This window comes from Amphiplicatus metriothermophilus (assembly GCF_900199215.1).
Lineage (GTDB): Bacteria > Pseudomonadota > Alphaproteobacteria > Caulobacterales > Parvularculaceae > Amphiplicatus > Amphiplicatus metriothermophilus.
Window position 1 is genome coordinate 138,455 of record NZ_FZQA01000007.1, and the last position, 19,705, is coordinate 158,159.

At 65.7% G+C, this 19,705-nt stretch carries 18 protein-coding genes; 13 read left to right on the forward strand and 5 right to left on the reverse strand.

Annotation, left to right across the window (positions count from 1 at the left end; genetic code table 11):
* Positions 1–6: 6 nt before the first annotated feature.
* From cysN to CHB64_RS15465, 5 genes are all read right to left on the reverse strand, one after another.
* Positions 7–1,911 carry a sulfate adenylyltransferase subunit CysN gene (gene cysN, locus CHB64_RS13075; RefSeq protein ID WP_089413067.1) on the reverse strand — a complete coding sequence of 635 codons (1,905 nt, stop codon included), beginning with the start codon at positions 1,909–1,911 and terminating at the stop codon, positions 7–9.
* Positions 1,911–2,981 carry a sulfate adenylyltransferase subunit CysD gene (cysD, locus tag CHB64_RS13080; RefSeq protein ID WP_375790384.1) on the reverse strand — a complete coding sequence of 357 codons (1,071 nt, stop codon included), beginning with the start codon at positions 2,979–2,981 and terminating at the stop codon, positions 1,911–1,913. Before cysD ends, cysN begins: the two co-directional genes overlap by 1 nt.
* A 243-nt stretch (positions 2,982–3,224) precedes the next feature.
* Positions 3,225–4,295 carry a sulfite exporter TauE/SafE family protein gene (locus tag CHB64_RS13085; protein ID WP_089413069.1) on the reverse strand — a complete coding sequence of 357 codons (1,071 nt, stop codon included), beginning with the start codon at positions 4,293–4,295 and terminating at the stop codon, positions 3,225–3,227.
* Positions 4,296–4,395: 100 nt separating this feature from the next.
* Complete coding sequence (locus CHB64_RS15460; protein ID WP_200815387.1) at positions 4,396–4,968, reverse strand: DUF5597 domain-containing protein; 573 nt, start codon at positions 4,966–4,968, stop codon at positions 4,396–4,398.
* Positions 4,871–5,389, reverse strand: coding sequence for a beta-galactosidase (locus CHB64_RS15465; RefSeq protein ID WP_200815383.1), 519 nt, complete (start codon positions 5,387–5,389; stop codon positions 4,871–4,873). Before CHB64_RS15465 ends, CHB64_RS15460 begins: the two co-directional genes overlap by 98 nt.
* Positions 5,390–5,732: 343 nt before the next feature.
* Between CHB64_RS15465 and CHB64_RS13095 the strand changes: the two genes are divergently transcribed.
* The 13 genes from CHB64_RS13095 to CHB64_RS13155 all read left to right on the forward strand — a co-directional run bounded on the left by CHB64_RS13095 (position 5,733) and on the right by CHB64_RS13155 (position 19,601).
* Complete coding sequence (locus CHB64_RS13095; RefSeq protein WP_143266020.1) at positions 5,733–6,836, forward strand: sulfotransferase; 1,104 nt, start codon at positions 5,733–5,735, stop codon at positions 6,834–6,836.
* 10 nt (positions 6,837–6,846) lie between these two features.
* Positions 6,847–7,596 carry a sulfite exporter TauE/SafE family protein gene (locus CHB64_RS13100; RefSeq protein WP_089413071.1) on the forward strand — a complete coding sequence of 250 codons (750 nt, stop codon included), beginning with the start codon at positions 6,847–6,849 and terminating at the stop codon, positions 7,594–7,596.
* Between the two features lie 222 nt (positions 7,597–7,818).
* The gene (locus CHB64_RS13105) at positions 7,819–9,360 is read left to right on the forward strand and encodes an MmgE/PrpD family protein (protein WP_089413072.1); all 1,542 of its coding nucleotides are present in this window, start codon (positions 7,819–7,821) and stop codon (positions 9,358–9,360) included.
* A 65-nt stretch (positions 9,361–9,425) separates the two neighbouring features.
* Entirely contained in the window at positions 9,426–9,659 is a 234-nt protein-coding gene (locus tag CHB64_RS13110; protein WP_089413073.1) for an AbrB/MazE/SpoVT family DNA-binding domain-containing protein, read from the forward strand.
* The gene (locus tag CHB64_RS13115) at positions 9,656–10,078 is read left to right on the forward strand and encodes a type II toxin-antitoxin system VapC family toxin (RefSeq protein ID WP_089413074.1); all 423 of its coding nucleotides are present in this window, start codon (positions 9,656–9,658) and stop codon (positions 10,076–10,078) included. Before CHB64_RS13110 ends, CHB64_RS13115 begins: the two co-directional genes overlap by 4 nt.
* A 169-nt stretch (positions 10,079–10,247) precedes the next feature.
* The gene (prpB, locus tag CHB64_RS13120; protein ID WP_089413075.1) at positions 10,248–11,159 is read left to right on the forward strand and encodes a methylisocitrate lyase; all 912 of its coding nucleotides are present in this window, start codon (positions 10,248–10,250) and stop codon (positions 11,157–11,159) included.
* Positions 11,160–11,249: 90 nt separating this feature from the next.
* Positions 11,250–12,386 carry a bifunctional 2-methylcitrate synthase/citrate synthase gene (locus CHB64_RS13125; protein WP_089413076.1) on the forward strand — a complete coding sequence of 379 codons (1,137 nt, stop codon included), beginning with the start codon at positions 11,250–11,252 and terminating at the stop codon, positions 12,384–12,386.
* A gap of 36 nt (positions 12,387–12,422) precedes the next feature.
* Positions 12,423–13,013, forward strand: a complete 591-nt coding sequence (folE, locus tag CHB64_RS13130) for a GTP cyclohydrolase I FolE (RefSeq protein ID WP_089413077.1) — start codon at positions 12,423–12,425, stop codon at positions 13,011–13,013.
* Positions 13,014–13,038: 25 nt separating this feature from the next.
* Positions 13,039–13,815 carry an enoyl-CoA hydratase gene (locus CHB64_RS13135; RefSeq protein ID WP_089413078.1) on the forward strand — a complete coding sequence of 259 codons (777 nt, stop codon included), beginning with the start codon at positions 13,039–13,041 and terminating at the stop codon, positions 13,813–13,815.
* Positions 13,816–13,877: 62 nt separating this feature from the next.
* Positions 13,878–15,836, forward strand: coding sequence for a cation:proton antiporter (locus CHB64_RS13140; RefSeq protein ID WP_089413079.1), 1,959 nt, complete (start codon positions 13,878–13,880; stop codon positions 15,834–15,836).
* Between the two features lie 74 nt (positions 15,837–15,910).
* Positions 15,911–16,777 (forward strand): sensor histidine kinase, encoded by an 867-nt coding sequence (locus CHB64_RS13145; RefSeq protein WP_089413080.1) that lies wholly within the window; start codon positions 15,911–15,913, stop codon positions 16,775–16,777.
* Between the two features lie 22 nt (positions 16,778–16,799).
* Entirely contained in the window at positions 16,800–18,500 is a 1,701-nt protein-coding gene (locus tag CHB64_RS13150; protein ID WP_089413081.1) for an ATP-binding protein, read from the forward strand.
* A 54-nt stretch (positions 18,501–18,554) separates the two neighbouring features.
* Positions 18,555–19,601, forward strand: a complete 1,047-nt coding sequence (locus tag CHB64_RS13155) for an isoaspartyl peptidase/L-asparaginase family protein (protein WP_089413082.1) — start codon at positions 18,555–18,557, stop codon at positions 19,599–19,601.
* Positions 19,602–19,705: the final 104 nt, after the last annotated feature.

Consider the following 19,705-nt stretch of genomic DNA (forward strand, 5'->3'; position numbering starts at 1 on the left):
CGCGCCTCATCCCCGCAGATAGCCGTTGCGCTCGAGATATTCGACCACGCGCTCGGCGGCCTCGTGCGCGGCGATCTTCGACGTGTCGAGATCAAGCTCGGGATTCTCCGGCGGCTCGTAAGGCGAGTCGATGCCGGTGAAGTTCTTGATCTCGCCGCGGCGCGCCTTGGCGTAAAGTCCCTTGATGTCGCGCTTCTCGCACACTTCGAGGGGCGTCGAGACATAGACTTCCAGAAACTCGCCGTCCTCGACCAGCTCGCGCGCCATGCGCCGCTCGCTTGCAAAGGGCGAGATGAAGGAGACGAGCACGATCAGCCCGGCGTCGACCATCAGCTTCGCGGTCTCGGCCACGCGGCGGATGTTCTCCACCCGGTCGGCGTCGGTGAAGCCGAGATCCTTGTTGAGGCCGTGGCGCACGTTGTCGCCGTCGAGCGTGTAGGTGTGCCGGCCCATGTCGTGCAGCCGCTTCTCGACGAGGTTGGCCACCGTCGACTTGCCGGAGCCGGACAGGCCGGTGAACCACAGAATGCAGGGCCGCTGGTGTTTGGCGCGGGCGCGCTCGGCCTTGTGGATGTCGAGGTCCTGCCAGTGGACGTTCTGTGCGCGCCGCAGCGAAAAGTCGATCATTCCCGCGCCGACCGTGTTGTTGCTGCGCCGATCGATCAGCACGAATGCGCCAGTCGTGCGGTTGTTTCTGTACGAATCGAATGCGATCGGATGGCTGGTCGCGACGTTGCCGTAGCCGACCTCGTTGAGCTCCAGGGTCTTGCCGGAAAGATGCTCCAGCGTGTTGACGTTGACCTTGTGCTTGAGCTCGGTGACGGTCGCGGGCGTGACCCGGTTGGCGGTCTTGAGAAGATACTGCCGGCCGGGGATCATCGCTTCGTCATGCATCCATAATATGTGGGCGGCGAACTGATCGGTCTGCTCGGCCGGGGCGCGTCCGGCGCAGATGACGTCCCCGCGGGAGATGTCGATCTCGTCGGCGAGGGTCACCGTGACCGCCTCGTCGGGTCCGGCGCGTGCGACCTCCCGGTCGCCGACGAGCACGCGCGCGACCGTCGAGCGCCGGCCGGAGGGAACGACGACGACCTCGTCGCCGACGCCGACCGTTCCCGACGCGATCGTGCCGGCGAATCCGCGAAAGTTCTGATCGGGCCGGTTCACCCATTGCACGGGCAGGCGGAAAGGCGCGCCGGCCCGGTTCTGCGCGGTTTCGACCGTTTCAAGATAGGGCAGGAGCGCCGGCCCTTTGTGCCACGGCGTCCTGGCGCTTTTCGCCGTGACGTTGTCGCCTTCGAGCGCGGAGATCGGTATGCAGACAATGCTCTCGAAGCCGAGCGGCGCGGCGAAGGCGCGATATTCGGCTTCGATTTCATCGAACGTTTCGCGCGAATAGCCGACGAGGTCCATCTTGTTGACGGCGACGACCACATGCCGGATGCCGAGCAGCGAAACGATATAGGAATGCCGCCGGGTCTGGGTCAGCACGCCCTTGCGCGCGTCGACGAGGATGACGGCGAGGTCGGCTGTGGACGCGCCGGTCGCCATGTTGCGCGTATACTGTTCATGGCCGGGCGTGTCGGCGACGATGAACTTGCGCTTTTCCGTCGAGAAGAAGCGATAGGCGACGTCGATCGTGATGCCCTGCTCGCGCTCGGCGGCGAGTCCGTCGACCAGCAGCGCGAAGTCGATCTTCTCGCCCTGAGTGCCGAACCTGCGGCTGTCGCCTTCAAGCGCCTTGAGCTGGTCCTCATAGATGAGCTTCGAGTCGTAAAGCAGCCGCCCGATCAGGGTCGACTTGCCGTCGTCCACCGAGCCGCAGGTAATGAAGCGCAGGAGCGACTTCTTCTCATGCGCGTCGAGATAGGCGAGGATATCCTCGCGGGCGAGCGCGTCGTCGCGGGCCATCAGAAATACCCCTCCTGCTTCTTCTTCTCCATCGAGGCGGCCTGATCGTGGTCGATCACTCGGCCCTGACGCTCGGAGGTTTTCGCGAGCAGCATCTCCTGGATGATTTCTGGCAAGGTCGTCGCCGTCGAGCGGATCGCGCCGGTCAGCGGATAACACCCCAATGTCCGGAAGCGGACCATTTCCAGCTTCGGTTTTTCTCCGTCGGCGAGCGGCATGCGCTCGTCGTCGACCATGATGAGCGCACCGTCGCGCTCCACCACGGGCCGTTCGGCGGCGAAATAAAGCGGCACGATGGGGATGTTCTCGCGCCAGATATATTGCCAGATGTCGAGCTCGGTCCAGTTGGACAGGGGAAATACGCGGATCGATTCGCCTTTGTGAACCCGCGTGTTGTATATGCTCCAAAGCTCTGGACGCTGATTTTTTGGGTCCCAGCGATGCTGCGCCGTGCGGAAGGAGAAGACGCGCTCCTTGGCGCGGGATTTCTCCTCGTCGCGACGAGCGCCGCCAAAGGCCGCGTCGAACTTGTATTTGTCGAGCGCCTGCTTGAGCGCCTGAGTCTTCATCACGTCCGTATGGATTTGCGAACCGTGCGTGAACGGACCAACGCCCTGCGCCAGGCCCTCCTGATTGATATGGACGATGAGGTCGAGACCGAGACGCCTGGCGGTCTCGTCGCGAAACCGGATCATCTCGCGGAACTTCCATGTCGTGTCGACATGGAGGAGCGGGAAGGGCGGCTTGGAGGGATGGAACGCCTTCATCGCGAGATGCAGCATCACCGAGGAGTCCTTCCCGATGGAGTAGAGCATCACCGGGTTTTCGCACTCGGCCGCAACCTCGCGGATGATGTGGATCGACTCCGCCTCCAGCCGGTCGAGATGGGTCATGGACGCGCGCTCGAGCTGGCCGGGCGCAGTTTGCGCCCGGCTCGCCTCTGCTGCGCTCGCCGGCGCGCCGGCGCCGTTTCCCTCAAGCGCGGCCAGACGCGCCAGCGCCTGTTCGAGCGTCTTCAGCGTGCACTGCCCGCCGGCCTTGAGCCGGGCGAGCCCCTTGCCGTCGTTCAGCAGTTTGCGCGAGACGGTGGAGAGCGAAAGGCCTTCGCGCGCGGCGTAACTCTCGGCGCGGGCGAGGAGATGCTGGATCTGAGACATGGTGGGAAAATTCCCCTAGCAATCAGGCGCAATGGGCTGAATATGCGTGAGACGACAGGAAGGATCAAGGCGTTTCCCACGATTTCGAAGAGAAAACCGGGCAAATTATGTCAAGAATTATGGGAAAAATCCCTCATTTCCGGCGAGCGAGCCTGACTAACGAGCCTTGATCGACTCAACCCGTTCGCCGGCGGCGCGCCGCTCTCCCGTACGGAACAGGAAGAGGAAGAAGAGGTTCAGCAAAAGCAGGCCGCCCAGCGCGGCGAGAAGGGGCCATCCGGCCTCGCGTTCCTGAACGAGCGTCCACACAAACTGGCCGATGCACAGCGCGGAGACGATCAGCAAGGTCGACTTGCGCGGCAGGCGGTTGACGATGACCGCGCCGAAAGGCGCGCCGACGGCGACCACCGGCGCGGCGGCCAGCCAGTTGTGAAAAACGTCCGGGGGCAGGGCGTATTGCGGCGGTCCGAAGGCCGACAGCGCGACGTTGCTCGCGATCCCTACGACTGAGGTGAACGCCATGAGGATGATGGAGGTCGGGATCGCGACCTTGATGTCGGCGCGATAGAACATGACCATCGCCGCGTAGATCATCATGTCGATCCCGACGCCGGTGAGCGAGGCAACGACGCCGCCGGCGAGTCCGATGGCGAAGCCGATCCGGCGGTCGAGCGCGGGCTCGGGGCGGCGGGCGCCTTCCGGCGTCACGATCATCTTGAGCTTGGCGAAGTGGATGACGCCGAAGCTCGCCCACAGGGTGGCGAACAGCAGCTTCACGCCGAGATCGGGCGCGTAAGGCGCGATGAAGGCTGCGCCGAGCGGAGTGGCGATCAGCGAGCCGACAAGCGCAGGTTTGAGAAGGCTCCAGTCTATCCGGCGTCCTGCGGCGATGATGTAGATGCTCGCCGAGACCATGCCGATCGACTGCACGGCGAGGCCGAAGCTGCGCCCCAGCGAAGCGGGCTCGTTGAACAGAAGCACCAGAACCGGGAATCCGACCGTCCCGCCCCCCATAGGCGTCGAGCCGGCGAAATACGATCCCGCCGCCATGGCGGCCGCAATCGGCCAGTGCGCGGCGACGGTCGCCCAATAGTCGAAGCCGGCGACGATGGCGAGCCAGCAGGCGTAGAATCCGCATAGCCACAGGGCGAAGGGCAGCGGCGGCCAGGAGAAGAACGGCTCTCGCGCGGCGCCGGCCGCCGGCAAAATGGTTTCAGCTTGAGACATGCAGCCCCGCCCGCGCCTTCTGTTAACGCTACCAGCTACTATGTTAGCAAAGCGCGAAGAGCGCGTCCATGACGGCGCGGGCCTGGCGAGGCCGGCGGCCCTAATACCGGTAAAGCCGCACGCGCTGAACGCCGAACTGGTCGGGCGGCAGGCGGATGTGCCGGCCCTGATGGGTCTGGTCGCCATTGAGGCGCCGGCCTGGGATCCAGCGGCCCGCCTCGAACCGGCCCTCCCAGGCGGACTCGACGCCTGCGCGTTCGTCGCCGGCGACGGTCTCGAACGTCACGACGATCCCCTTGCCGGCGATGAGAAACTCGTCCTCGCCGAGGCGCAGCACGAGCCCGCCATGGGCGGCGGCGTTCTGCGCGTCTTGCGGCGTCCACGGATCGACGAAGGAGACGTTGAACCGGTAAGAGCCGAAGACGTGGCGCTGCGGCGCTGCATCGACCTCGCCCTCGAAGTCGACGGGCGGGCGGAAGCCGGCGATGTCGTCCGCACCCTGACGCTCCAGAATGAGCGGCGCGAGGCTCGCGAGCAGGCGATAGGCTTCGCCGAGAGGGTCCTCGTCCGGATTCTCAATGGATTCGATCGAGAGCGGACTGAATCCGATCGCGTCGAGCGCGCCGAAGGCGTAAAAGGCGTTGGCGGGCGCTTCCGGCGCGGGGGCTGTGATCGCGCGCCTCGGGAATCATGCCGATCTCGTTCTCGACCTGGACCATGACGACGGTGCGATGCTTCGCGTCGACCTCGGCGAGATGAGTCATCAGCGCGACCAAGGCCTTGCGGTCGGCGTCGAGATTGGCCTCGCTGAAGGGAGAGAGGATCTCCTGCCGGGTCCCGTCTTTCGTTTCGGCGCGGGGAAAACGGGCCGCATCGCGCTTCGCCCAGGCCGGCGCATAGCTCGACATGGAGTTCTTCCAGCTCCCGAACCACAGCAGGACGAGGCGCTGATCGTGAGCCCGCGCGCGTTTGAGGAGCGCGTCGACCAGCGAAAAGTCGAAACGGCCCTCTTCCGGCTCGATCATTTCCCAATAGACGGGCGCGAGCACGGCATTGAGGCCGAGCGCGGAAAGGCGCGGCCAGATCTCGTCCATACAGGCGAGGCTCGACGCGCTGGAATTGCCGAGCTCGCCGCCGCAGCGAAGATGAGCAGACGCATGAATTCCCGCATCCTGCGATCATGGCCGACTCAGCTGTTCGAGTCGCGATCGGCTTGCCGAGGCGCGGAGTTGAAAAAAGTGTCTTAAAACCGTGAGAAATTAGTCAGGTTACTCGCCGGCTGCGTCGCGCGCCTTGACCCGCCCGACGGTTCCTTCCAGAAAAGCCGCCGACGCATTTCTCAGGGGCGATAACAGAGAAGGGCGGCTGGGCAGCCAGGGGAGGGCGACTCCGATTGCGGCGAAAAGCGCGCGAGCGGGGAGCGCCGACGAGGGAAGATTGTCAGACTTGATCGCGGGCGCGCGGGAGCGGAGGCGAAGGCCTCGCCCCCTTATCCATATCGGCTATCACAAGACGGCGTCGACCTGGCTTCAGCGTTTCCTGTTCCGGGACGCCGGCTGCGGCTTCTTCTGGATGGACGTCGAGAAGAATCTTTTTCTTTCCCATCCGCTCCGATTCGACGCGGCGCGATGCCGGGCGCGCTACGAAGCCCTGCGGGAGGCCGCGCCGCCGGGCGCCGTTCCCGTCCTCAGCAACGAAAGGCTGTCCGGTCATCCGCATTCGGGCGGCTATGACTGCGAGACCATCGCGCGCCGGTTGCGCGCCGTCTTTCCCGACGGGCGCGTTCTGATCGTCATCCGCGAACAGAAGGCGGCGATCCTGTCCGCCTACAAACAATATGTGAAGAAGGGCGGCATGCGCTCCCTCGTCGGCTATCTGAGGCCGCAGCGCGACGGGCACGTGCCGCAGTTCGATCCCGATCACTTCGCCTATGACGCGATCATCGAGCTCTATCAGACGCTGTTCGGCGCGGAAAACGTCTGCGTGCTCGCCTATGAGGACTTCGCAAGCGCGCCGGAAGCGTTCCTGTCGAGGGTCGCCTCCTTCGCGGGAGTTCCGCCTGTCGCCGGCCTGCCCGTCTCGCGCAGGGCGAACGCCCAAGCGCCGGCGGTCACTGTCTGGCTCAAGGCGCGCCTCAATCTTTTCATTCGCGCCGATACGGTCAACGGGTCCAGTCCGCTGGCGAGTCCTCTTGGCGCGGCGCTTTTCCTTCCCTTCGTTACGATCGTCGGCAGACTCGTTCCGCCTGCGCTCAATCGATGGCTCGAACGGCGTTGGCGCGAAGAGATCGAGGCGGCTTTTGCGACATATTTCGCCGGGAGCAATCGTCGAACGAAGGAATTGACGGGAATCGATCTCGAGCGCCCGGATCGAACGCCGGAGCGCGCAGCCGACGCGTTGCGGCCGCCGGCGCGCGACGGATCGGAAGCCGCGCGCGGGCTCGGCGCCGGCGAGGGGCGGGCGTCCTCCGTCCCTGCTTCGAAGAATCGGCTGTCGGGCTCGTCGGCGCGGATCGCAGGCCGCGGCCGCATTCAGACGTGAAGGCGCGGCGATGACGGCGTGGGAGCTCGCCCTTCTGGCGCTTGCCGGCGTCGCCTGCGGCTGGATCAACGTGCTCGCCGGCGGCGGCTCGCTGCTGACGGTGCCGACCATGGTGTTTCTCGGCCTGCCGGGGCCGGTCGCCAACGGCACCAACCGGATCGCCATCATCGCCCAGAACATCGTCGCGGTCGGTTCGTTCCGCGCGCAGGGCTTCGCCGATTTCAGGCTGAGCGCGACCCTCGCCGCGGCCGCTTCGGTCGGCGCCTTCGCCGGGGCGATGGTCGGCGTGCGCCTCGACGGCGCGTGGTTCGACCGGGTGCTCGCGCTCACCATGATCGGCGTGTTGATCCTGATGGCGACCGGCCGCGACCGGCCCGCGCCGCCGCCCGACGCGTCCCCGCAGGCCCGCAACCTGGTCCTCGGACATGTCCTGATGGTCGGGGCCGGCTTCTGGGGCGGCTTCATCCAGATCGGCGTCGGCTTCCTGATGATGCCGATCCTCTATCGGACGATGGGCCTCGACCTGGTCCGCGTGAACATGCACAAGGTGTTCATCGCCCTTGTCTTTTCGGTCGTGGCGCTGGCCGTGTTCGCAGCGCGGACCGAGATCGCCTGGACCGCGGGGGCGGCGCTCGCCGCCGGCAACGCGCTGGGCGGGCTTTTGGGCGCGCGCGCGACCGTGCGCGAGGGCGCGCCTCTCATCAAGAAAGTCTTTTACGCCGCGGTCGCAGCGATGGCGGTCAAGCTGTTGTTTTTCTGAAGCTGGAGGCGGCCGGAACAAGACTCGGCGCGCCTGTCAAGCGCTGGTTTTCCTGAGGCGTTACGCCGCCGGACGCGCGGCCCGCGCGCTTTTGACACTAAGCCCTTGTTAAGGCACGAATGGCGCGCCTTCGGGCTGCGACAACGCGCGCGCCCGGCGCGTCCCCGAGGGTCCTCCGGCGAGGCCGGAAAGCAAAAAAAACATTCAGGAAAAGGCGGCTCCATGAAAGTCCATCCCGTCCGCGCCCATCGATCCAAGGACAACCTCAAGCGCGAGGATCAGCTCGCCTGGAAGATCGCCGAAGTCGCCGCCGATCCCGTCGAGGTCGAGACCGACGTCGCGGAGATGATCGTCAACCGCATCATCGACAACGCGGCGGTGGCGATCGCCTCGCTCAACCGCGGCCCGATCAAGTCTGCCCGCGCGATGGCTGACGCCCATCCGCGCGCCGGCGGGGCGACGCTGTTCGGCAGGCCGGCCGGGCATCGCGTCCACGCCGAATGGGCGGCCTGGGCCAACGGCGTGGCGGTGCGCGAGCTCGATTATCACGACACTTTTCTGGCTGCGGACTATTCGCACCCGGCCGACAACATCCCGCCGATCCTCGCCGTCGCCCAGCAATGCGGCAAGGACGGGCGCGCGCTCGTCCGCGGCATTGCGACGGGATATGAGATCCAGGTCAATCTGGTGAAGGCGATCTGCCTGCACGAGCACAAGATCGACCACATCGCCCATATCGGGCCGTCGGCGGCCGCCGGCGTGGGCGCGCTGCTCGATCTGCCGACGGCGGTCATCTATCAGGCGGTGCAGCAGGGCCTGCACACGACGATCACCACGCGCCAGTCGCGCAAGGGCGAGATTTCAAGCTGGAAGGCCTATGCGCCCGCCTATGCCGGCAAGCAGGCGATCGAGGCCGTGGACCGCGCCATGCGCGGCGAAGGGAGCCCAAGCCCGATCTATGAAGGCGAGGATTCGGTGATCGCCTGGATCCTCAACGGGCGCACCGCGCGCGACAAGGGCGAGAGCCCCTATGAGCCGACCTATCACGTGCCGCTGCCGGAGAAGGGCGAGCCCAAGCGCGCGATCCTCGAGACCTACACCAAGGAGCATTCGGCCGAGTACCAGAGCCAGGCGCTCATCGACCTCGCTTTTCGCATGGGCCGTGAGATCGAAAAGCGCGGCGGCTTCGACAAGGTGAAGTCGATCGTTCTGCACACGTCCCATCACACCCATTACGTCATCGGCACGGGGAGCGGCGACCCGCAGAAGATGGACCCGAATGCGAGTCGGGAAACCCTCGATCACTCGATCATGTACATCTTCGCCGTGGCGCTGCAGGACGGGCAATGGCATCACGTGAAGTCCTATGCGCCCGAGCGCGCGCGCCGGCCCGACACCGTGCGGCTCTGGCGCAAGATCTCGACCGTCGAAGATCCCGAGTGGACGCGGCGCTATCACAGCCGCGACCCGAAGGAGAAAGCCTTCGGCGCGCGCGTGGTCGCGACCTTCGAGGACGGCTCGGAGCTCGTGGACGAGCTCGGCGTCGCCAATGCGCACCCCCTGGGGGCGCGCCCCTTCGGGAGGGCGGAGTATATCAGGAAGTTCAGAACGCTGACGGACGATATTCTCGATCCGGCCGAATCCGAGCGGTTCCTCGATCTCGTCCAGCGCCTGCCGGACCTGTCCGCTGACGAGGTCGTGATGCTCAACCCCGTCGCGCCGGAGGGCTATTTGCAGGAGAATGCGGCGAAGGGGATTTTTTAGGGGCGCGGCGCGCCTTGACGGGCGATTCCCCAATTCTTACTCTTACTGGTAAGAAAGGGTCATGCATGCGCATCACCTCCAAAGGCCAGGTCACCATCCCGCAGGACATTCGCGAGCGGGCGGGGCTTCTGCCGGGCGCCGAGATCGAATTCGAGTATGACGGCCGGGTCGTCCGCCTCTACAAGGCGCGCGCGCCCAAAAAGGCGGGGCGCGGCGCCGCGCTGACGGCGCGCATGCGCGGCCGCGGCGACGTGAAAATGACGACCGACGAGATCATGGCGCTGACGCGGTCGGGATGAGCGCCGTCCTCGTCGATTCGAACGTCCTGCTCGACGTCTTCACCGAAGACGCGGCATGGTTCGAATGGTCGAGCAAGGCCCTGGAAAAGGCCGCGGATGAGTCCCGGCTCGTCATCAACGCCGTGATTTACGCGGAAGCCTCGATCCGCTTTTCCCGCATCGAGGATTTCGAGGACGCCCTGCCGCGGTCGGCGGTCGAGCGGGAGGCCGTTCCCTTCGAAGCCGCCTTCCTTGCGGGCAAGGCTTTCGCCGCCTACAGAAAGCGGGGCGGCGGGAGAACGAAAACGCTGCTCGACTTCTTTATCGGCGCCCATGCGGCCGTCGCGGGCTACAGGTTGCTGACGCGGGATCCGCAGGTCTATCGAGCCTATTTCCCGCGCGTCGCGCTGATCGCGCCGGCGTCAAAAGGGCGGCGATGACGGAATCGACAGGGCGGGTCAGTTAGACGACGAGTGGAAGGCGGAAGGGACTTTTTAGCGACGACGCGTGCAGCCCATCCATCGCGACCGATTGCTCATCGGACGATGAGTAATTCTCCTCAGGATGAGAACGGCGCTGTCTGGATTCGGTTTTGAAAGGCCTGGAAAAATGCTCTTTACCAAGAAAAACCCCGCTGAAAAGCGAGCCGATTTTCGCGCCAAGCTGAAGTCCGGCGCGCTCCTGCAGTTTCCGGGCGCGTTCAATCCGCTCTGTGCGCAGATGATCGAGCGCAAGGGCTTCGACGGCGTCTACATTTCGGGCGCGGTCATGTCCGCCGATCTCTGCCTGCCGGATATCGGGCTGGCGACTCTTACCGAGTTCGCGGAGCGCGGCCATCAGATCGCGCGGGTCACCGACCTTCCCGCCGTCATCGACGTCGACACCGGCTTCGGCGAGCCGATGATGGCGGCGCGCACCATCCGCACGATGGAGGAGATGGGCCTATCCGGCTGTCACATCGAGGATCAGGTGATGCCGAAGCGCTGCGGCCATCTCGACGGCAAGGAGGTCGTGGAGACGGGCGTCATGGTTCAGCGCGTGAAAGCGGCGGTCGACGCCCGGCGTGATGCGAATTTCGTCGTCATCGCGCGCTCGGACGCGCGCGCCGTGGAAGGGCTGGACAAGGCCGTCGACCGGATGAAGGCCTATGTCGACGCCGGCGCCGACATGATCTTCCCCGAGGCGATGCAGAACGAAAAGGAGTTCGAGGCCGTCCGCAAGGCGATTTCGGTTCCGCTGCTCGCCAACATGACCGAGTTCGGCAAGTCGCGCCTCTTGAACAAGAAGGAACTCGAAAATCTCGGCTTCAACATCGTGATCTATCCGGTCACGACCCTGCGCCTGGCGATGTACGGCGCCGGCAAGGGGCTCGACGCGATCCTCAGGGACGGGGATCAGAACGGCGTCCTCGACATCATGCAGCACCGGCGCGACCTCTACGATCTTTTGCGCTATGAGGACTACAACCAGTTCGACCAGTCGATCTTCAACTTCGAGGTTGGGGACACGCCGAAGGGGTGACGTATTAGTGCGTAGTCCGTCGTACGTAGAATGCTGCGCGACCTTCAACGACGTACGACGCACTACGAACTACGAACTAAAGGAAGCGCCATGACCGACACGGAAGTCAAATACGGCCTCGCCGGCGTCTACGCCGACGACACGGCGATCTCGAAGGTGATGCCGGAGATCAATTCGCTCACCTATCGCGGCTACAAGGTCCAGGACCTCGCCGAGAAATGCCGGTTCGAGGAGGTCGCCTGGCTTATCTGGAACGGCGATCTGCCGACGCAGGCCCAGCTCGACGCGCTGAACAGGGCCGAGCGGGAAGAGCGCGGGCTGTCGGATGATCTCATTGCGGTGATGCGCAAGTTCAACAAAAAGGCGCATCCGATGGACACGCTGCGCACCGCCGTTTCGTTCCTCGGCCAGGAGGACGACACGGCGAACGATTCCTCGCCCGAGGGGCTCTACGCCAAGGCGATCCGGCTTTACGCGAAGATTCCGCAGATCGTGGCGACCGATTATCGCCTGCGCAACGGCAAGGAGCCGGTCGCGCCGTCGAAGGACCTCGGCTTCTCCGAGAACTTCTTCCACATGTGCTTCGAGAAGGTTCCCGCGCCCGACATCGTCAAGTGTTTCGACATCTCCATGACTCTCTATGCAGAGCATTCCTTCAACGCCTCGACCTTCACCGCGCGGGTCATCGCCTCGTCGCTGTCGGACATTTATTCGGCCGTCACCGGCGCTATCGGCTCGCTGAAAGGCCCGCTCCACGGCGGCGCCAACGAGGCGGTGATGCATACGCTGAAGGAGATCGGCTCTCCCGACAACGCCCGCCAGTGGATGCTCGACGCCCTGGCGCAGAAGAAGCGCGTCATGGGTTTCGGCCACCGGGTCTATCGCAAGGGCGACTCGCGCGTGCCCACCATGACCGAGGCTTACAGGAAAATGGTGGAGGCGATCGGCACCGAGGAGGCGAGGAAATACTGGGAGATCAGCAAGATTCTCAATGAGACCATGGTCGCCGAGAAGGGCATCTATCCCAATCTCGATTTCCCCGCCGGACCGTCCTACTATCTTATGGGCTTCGAAATCCCCATGTTCACGCCTATCTTCGTCATGAGCCGCATCACCGGCTGGACGGCCCATGTGATAGAACAGCTCGCCGACAACAAGCTCGTCCGTCCGCTCTCGAACTATACGGGCGTCGAGCAGCGCGAGGTCGTTCCCATTGAGAAACGTTAGAGGCATGCGTTAGGCGCAGCAGGCGAGGAGCCGCTCATGGGCAATCCCATCGACCGTACGGAAGAAGATCGGCGCAGGGCGATGGAAGCGGTGCGCGAGCTCATACGCTGGATCGGCGACGATCCCGAGCGGGAAGGGCTGAAGGACACGCCGCGCCGGGTGATCGAGGCGTTCCTCGAATATTTCCGCGGCTATGAGGAATGTCCCGAGACCTATCTCACGCGCACCTTCGAGCAGGTGGGCGGTTATGACGAGATCGTCCTTCTGCGCGACATTCCCTTTCATTCCCATTGCGAACACCACCTGGCGCCGATTATGGGCAAGGCGCATGTCGCCTATCTGCCGAAAGACAAGGTGGTCGGCATCTCCAAGCTCGCGCGCGTCGTGCACGCCTTCGCCAAGCGCCTCCAGGTGCAGGAGCGCCTGACGGCCGAGATCGCCGACTGCATCCAGAAGGTGCTGGAGCCCGCAGGCGTCGCCGTGGTGATTGAGGCGACGCACGCCTGCATGACCTGCCGCGGCGTGGAGACGCCCGACGTCATCATGACCACGAGCCGCATGATGGGCGTCTTCCGCGAGGACGACAAGGCGCGCCACGAGGTGCTGAAGTTGATAGGCTTCAACTAGCGGGTTTTGAAAGGAGTCGTTGACCATGGCCTATGAATGCATTCTCGCCGAAAAGGACGGCGAAGTCGGCGTGCTGACTCTCAACCGGCCTGAAGCGCTCAACGCCTTCTCCGATCAGCTGATGGACGAGGTCACCGACGCGCTGAAGAAATTCGACGCCGACGACGACATCGGCTGCATCGTGCTCATGGGCTCGGAGAAGGCTTTCGCCGCCGGCGCCGACATCAAGGAGATGGCGTCGAAGTCCTATATCGACGTCTATAGTGAGGACTTCATCACCAAAAACTGGGAGGAGGCGACGCGCGTGCGCAAGCCGATCATCGCCGCGGTCGCCGGCTACGCGCTCGGCGGCGGCTGCGAGCTCGCCCTCATGTGCGACTTCATCATCGCCGCCGACAACGCCAAGTTCGCCCAGCCGGAGATCACCATCGGCGCCATGCCGGGCGCCGGCGGCACCCAGCGCCTCGCGCGCTTCATCGGCAAGTCGAAAGCGATGGATATGTGCCTGACCGGGCGCATGATGGACGCGCAGGAGGCCGAACGCTGCGGCCTCGTCTCGCGCATCGTGCCCAAGGGCGAGCTCAGGGCTGAAGCGATCAAGGTCGCCAGGCAGATCGCCGACTTCTCGCGGCCCATCGCCATGCTGACGAAAGAGGCGGTTAACCGCGCTTATGAAACGACCTTGTCGGAAGGGGTGCGGTTCGAGCGGCGCGTCTTCCATTCCGTCTTCGCCCTCGAAGACCAGAAGGAAGGCATGACCGCCTTCATCGAGAAACGAAAGCCGTCCTTCAAGAACCGCTAGGAGCCTGACGGCGCGGGGGAGCGGGCGCGAAGCGCCTCGCGGCGGTCCCGCGGGAGACATGGATGGACAATCTCGTCCTCGTCGTCGCGGCGATCGGCGTGCTTGGCGTCGGCGCGCAATGGATCGCCTGGCGTTTCAACCTGCCGGCGATCGTGGTGATGGCCGTCGCCGGCATCCTCGCCGGGCCGGTCCTGGGCATCCTGCGCCCGCCGCCTGGCGTCGGCGAAGGCCTGCCGCCGATGCAGGCGCTGCTCGGCGAATTCTATCAGCCGATCATCGCCATCGCCGTCGCCGTCATTCTGTTCGAGGGCGGACTGTCGCTCAATTTCGCCGAGTTGCGCGGCCTCACCAAGGGCGTGCGCCGGCTGGTGTTTCCCGGCGCGGCCATCGCCTGGGGGCTGGGCTCGCTGGCCGCCCATTACATCGCCGGGCTTTCCTGGCCGACGGCGATCCTTTTCGCGGGCGTCATGGTGGTCACCGGCCCGACGGTGATCATTCCCCTTCTGCGCCAGGCACGCCTGAAGCCGCGTCCGGCGACGCTGCTCAAGTGGGAAGGCATCATCAACGATCCGATCGGCGCCTTGCTCGCCGTGCTCGTCTATGAGGTGATCGTCTTCAGCGCCGGCGGCGACGACAGCCACGGGGCCTCGCCGGGACAGATCTTCGCCTCGCTTCTCATCGCGAGCGTTCTCGCCTGCGCGCTCGGCTTCATGCTGGGACGTTTCGCGGCGACGGTCTTTCAGCGCGGCTGGGCGCCGGAATATCTCAAACCCCCGATCCTGCTGGTGCTCGTTCTCGTCTGCTTCGAGATCGCCAATCTCCTGCAGGAGGAAGCCGGCCTTCTCGCCGTGACGGCGATGGGCGTGACGATGGCGAATTCGCGCATCGCCAGCATCAACGAGCTCAGGCTGTTCAAGGAGAACATCGCCGTCCTTCTGGTGGCCGGGGTGTTCGTGATTCTTACGGCGAACCTCACCGTCGACATGCTGACGGGTTTCGACCTGCGCGCCTTCGCGTTTCTCGGAGCGATGCTGTTCGTGGTGCGCCCGCTCACCGTATTCCTGTCGACCATCGGCGCGGGACTGCCCTGGCAGGAGCGGCTTCTGGTCGGCTGGATCGCGCCGCGCGGCATCGTCGCGGTCGCCGTTTCGAGCTTTTTCGGCGCCTCGCTGGCCGCCGCCGGCTATGAGGACGGCGCGCGCCTCATTCCGCTCGCTTTCGCGATGGTTTTCGCCACGGTGCTTCTGCACGGCTTCACCATCGGGCCGCTCGCCAGGGCGCTCGGCCTGGTGTCGAGCGAACGGCCGGGCGTGCTCATTTCCGGCGCGAGCCCATGGTCGGCGGGGCTGGCCGCGAAGCTCAAGGAGATGGACGTGCCGGTCGTGGTCGCCGACGCGAGCTGGCGCCGGCTTCGCCCCGTCCGCCTCGCCGAGGTCGAGACCTATTACGGCGAGATCCTGTCGGAGGTGACCGAGCACCATCTCGACCTCAACCGCTTCGGCTATCTGCTCGCCCTGAGCGGCAACGAGGCGCATAACGCGCTCGTGTGCACCGACCTCGCGCCGGAAATGGGCCGGGCGGCGATCTATCAGGTCAACGCCCGCGGCAAGGACGAGGAGGACAGGCGGGCGCTTTCTTTCACCTTGCAGGGGCGCACCTTCCTCCATTCCGGCGCGACGCTCGACGAGCTTCTGCGCCGGCATTACGCCGGCTGGATCTATCAGCGCACGCGGCTGACCGAGGAATACCCGCCGGAGAAATATTTCGAGGATCTGGGAGACGAGTACGAGATCGTCCTCATCCAGCGCAAAGGGGCGCTGCTGTTCGCCTCGCAGGAGCGGCCCGTCAAGCCCGAGATCGGCGACCTCGTGCTCGCCTATCTGCCGAAGCCGGCCGAGACGGCGCCGAAGAGGGCCGGCGCCGACGAAAAAGCCGAAAGCGTCCGCGCCGAACGCCCGCAGGAGGCGGCGCGCCCGGCCGCCGCTTCGCTTGCGCCGGACCCCGCCGCCGGCGGCGGTTAACGGCGCGTTTACGAACGATTTGCTTAACGGCGCATTAGCGCTTGCCGCGTAGCGTTTGCGCGAGGGAACGTCGCATGCGCGCCTATAATCCTTTCGTCGTCCATGACGGATCGCTGATCGCGAGCTACGCCGCGCGAATGGCGGAAGCCGTCGCCGTGCGGCGTGCGACGGACGAGGCGCGCGCGGCGCGCGAGCAGGCCGAGCTGTCGATCAAGGCGCGCTCGGAGTTTCTGGCGAACATGAACCACGAGCTGAGGACGCCCCTCAACGCCGTCATCGGCTTCGCCACCATGCTGCGCGACAGCGACGTCTACGATCTGAGCGACGAACAGCGCCGCGCCTACGCCGAATACATTCTTCAGTCAGCGGACCTCCTGCTCGGTCATATCAACACCATTCTCGAAGCCGCCGCCCTCGACAGCGGCGAGCGCGCCCTCGACCGCGGCGAGTTCGATCTTGCGGCCGCGCTCGGCGAGGCGATGTCGCGCGCGGCGATCGCGGCGCAGGCGGGCGAGGTCGCGCTGGCGCGCAAGGGACCGGCGGAAGGCGTGATCGGCGTCGGCGACGAACGGCGCTTCGGCCAGGCCGTCGATCACCTTCTGCGATTGGCGATCAAGGCTTCGCCCAAGGGAGCGAAGGTTCTCGCGCGGGCCGTCTTCAACGAGCGCGGCGAGCCGGAGATCGCCATCCGCGATCACGGTCCGGGGCTGGCGCGCGAGACCATCGACCAGGCGCTCGGCGCCTTCGAGGAGATCCACCGGGGCCTCGACCGGTCCTTCGCGGGGCCGGGCGTGGGGCTCGCCATCGCCAAGACCTTCATCGAAATGCAGGGCGGACGCTTCGAGATCCGCAGCCGTCTGGGCGAGGGCACGCTGGTGCGCGCGGTTCTGCCTGCGGCGCAAGCGGACGCGGACGTCGAGCCCATGCGCATGGCCGGATAGACAAGCCTCGCGGAGAGCATGAATGTCAGCACAGGAAGCGTCGCGAAATCCTCAAGCGCGACTCGCCAAGGCGGTTCAGGCCGCGCAGGCGCGCAATCCGCGCGCCGGCGTCATCATCTCGGTCACGGGTTCGCACGCCCTCGTCATGCTCGACGACGCGCAGGCTGAGGTCGACCGGCTCCACCGGCCGCAGCTCGGCGCGATCATGAGCGTCGACGCCGGCGCCAATGTGGTGCTCGGCCTCATCTCGGCGATGAGCGTGCCGGCGCCGTCCGTCGACGGAAGCGGCGGCGAGATGCGCCTCGTCGAAATGGAGCTGATCGGCGAGTTCACCAAGCCGACGGCGAAGACGCCCGCGCGCTTCCGGCGCGGCGTGTCGACGTTCCCGACGCTCGGCGACGAGGTTCATGTCGCTACGCGCGAAGAGCTCGCCGCGCTCTTCGCCGTCAACGGCCTCGCCAGCGTTCGCATCGGCGTCGTCAAGCAGGACGCGGCCATCCCCGCGACCGTCGCGGTCAATGAGATTTTCGCGCGGCACTGCGCCGTTCTCGGCATGACGGGCTCGGGCAAGTCCTGCGCCGTCGCGCTCATGCTTCGGGCGGTGCTCGACCGTTACAGCCAGGCGCATATCGTCATCATCGATCCGCACAATGAATATGCGCGCGCCTTCGGCGATCAGGCCGTCGTGTTCGACGCGTCGAGCTTCACCCTGCCTTACTGGCTTCTCACCTTCGAGGAGCTGGTCGAGGTGCTCTATCCGAACCGGCGCGGCTATGAGGAGGAAATCGAAATCCTCGCCGATCTCATTCCGCAGGCCAAGCGCATGAATCTCGCCGCGACCCAGGGCGGAACGCGCATGCTGGCCGAGCGGCGCGGCGACATCGCCTCGATAACCGTCGACACGCCGACCCCGTATCGCATTTCTGAGCTTCTCGGCCTCATCGACAAATCGCTCGGCGCGCTTGAAAGCGCGCGGGCCATCTCGCCTTACAAGCGGCTGCGCAATCGCATCTACGCGATCAGCCAGGACGCGCGTTACGCCTTCATGTTCGCGAGCCTCACGGTCCAGGACACGATGGCGAGTTTTCTGGGACAGCTCTTCCGCATCCCGGTTCAGGGCCGGCCCGTGAGCATCCTGGAGCTGGGCGGGCTGCCGTCCGAGGTGGCGCAGGTCGTCGTCTCGGTGACGGCGCGGCTCGCCTTCGATTTCGGCCTGTGGAGCCACGGGGCCGCGCCCATCGCCATCGTCTGCGAGGACGCGCACCGCTACGCCCCGGCTCAGCAAGACGCGGGCTTCGCGCCGACGCGCCGGGCGCTGACGCGCATCGCCAAGGAAGGCCGCAAGACCGGCGTATCGCTCTGGCTCGTTTCGCAGCGCCCGACCGAGCTCGACCCCACGATCCTGTCCCAGTGCAACACTATCTTCGCCATGCGGCTCGCCAACCAGGCCGATCAGGACGCGCTGCGCGCGGCCGTCCCGGACGCGGCGACGAGCCTGCTCAACTGTCTGCCGTCGCTCGGCATGGGCGAGGCGGTCGCCGTCGGCGAAGGCGTGCCGTTGCCGACCCGCATCCGGTTCGACGCGCTGCCGCGCGAAATCGTGCCGAAAAGCCTCACCGCGAGCTTCACCGACGGCTGGTCGGTGGACGTCGACGACGCGGGCTTCCTCGACCGCATCGTCGAGCAGTGGCGCGCGCAGAAGCTGCTCCTGCCCGAGGTCTGAGCGCACTTGTTCTCCCGCCGCACGTTGGCATTATGCCCGGCGAGGAGGACTCCCATGCGACATATGATGAAAGCTGCGATCGCGGCGGCGCTCGCCGGCGTCATGCTGACCGCCGTGACGCGCGCGCAATCGAGGGACGAGCACATGGCCGGTCCGCCGCTCACGATCCTCGTTCACGGCGGCGCGGGGGCGATGGAGAAGGGGCGTTACACGCCGGAAGAAGAGGCCGCATACAAGGCCAAGCTGACCGAAGCGCTCGAGGCCGGCTACGCCGTGCTGGAGCGGGGCGGCTCGGCCCTCGACGCCGTGGAGACGGCGATCGTCATTCTGGAGGACTCGCCTCTGTTCAACGCCGGCAAGGGCGCGGTGTTCACGCGCGACGGCAGGAACGAGCTCGACGCCTCGATCATGGACGGCGCGACGCTGAACGCCGGCGCGGTCGCCGGCGTCACGCGCGTCAGGAACCCGATCAGGCTCGCACGCGCGGTGATGGAAAAGTCCGCGCATGTGATGTTCGCGCGGGAAGGCGCGGAGAAATTCGCCGAAGAGCAGGGGCTTGAGCTGGTTTCTCCCGCCTATTTCCGCACCGAAGCGCGGTGGAAAGCCTACCGGGACGCCCTCGAAAAGGAGAAGAAGGGCAAGGAAGGCAAGCCGGACAAAGGCGCCGCCGCGGACGCCGATTACAAATACGGCACGGTCGGCGCCGTGGCGCTCGACGCGGAAGGAAATCTCGCCGCCGGAACTTCGACCGGCGGCATGAGCATGAAACGCTACGGCCGGGTCGGGGACTCGCCCATCATCGGCGCGGGAACCTTCGCCGACAACCGCTCCTGCGCCGTCTCTTCGACAGGGCACGGGGAATATTTCATCCGGCTCGCCATCGCCCGGGACGTCTGCGCGCAGGTCGAATACGCCGGGAAAAGCGTCGCCGAAGCCGCCCGCGACGTCATTCATGGTCGGCTGCAGGGCCTGGGCGGCGACGGCGGCGTGATCGTTCTCGGCAAGGACGGCGGCTATACGATGGAGTTCAACTCCAAGGGCATGTTCCGCGGCGTGAAGCAGGCGGGCGGTCCGGCTCAGACGGCGATCTACGACGAATAGGCATGCGCCTCAGGCGGTCCGGCTGCGGCGGGGACGGGGGGGCGTCCGTCCGCGGCCGGACCTTTCCCGACGGCGTCGCCAGAGAGCTCACGATGTCAAAGAGC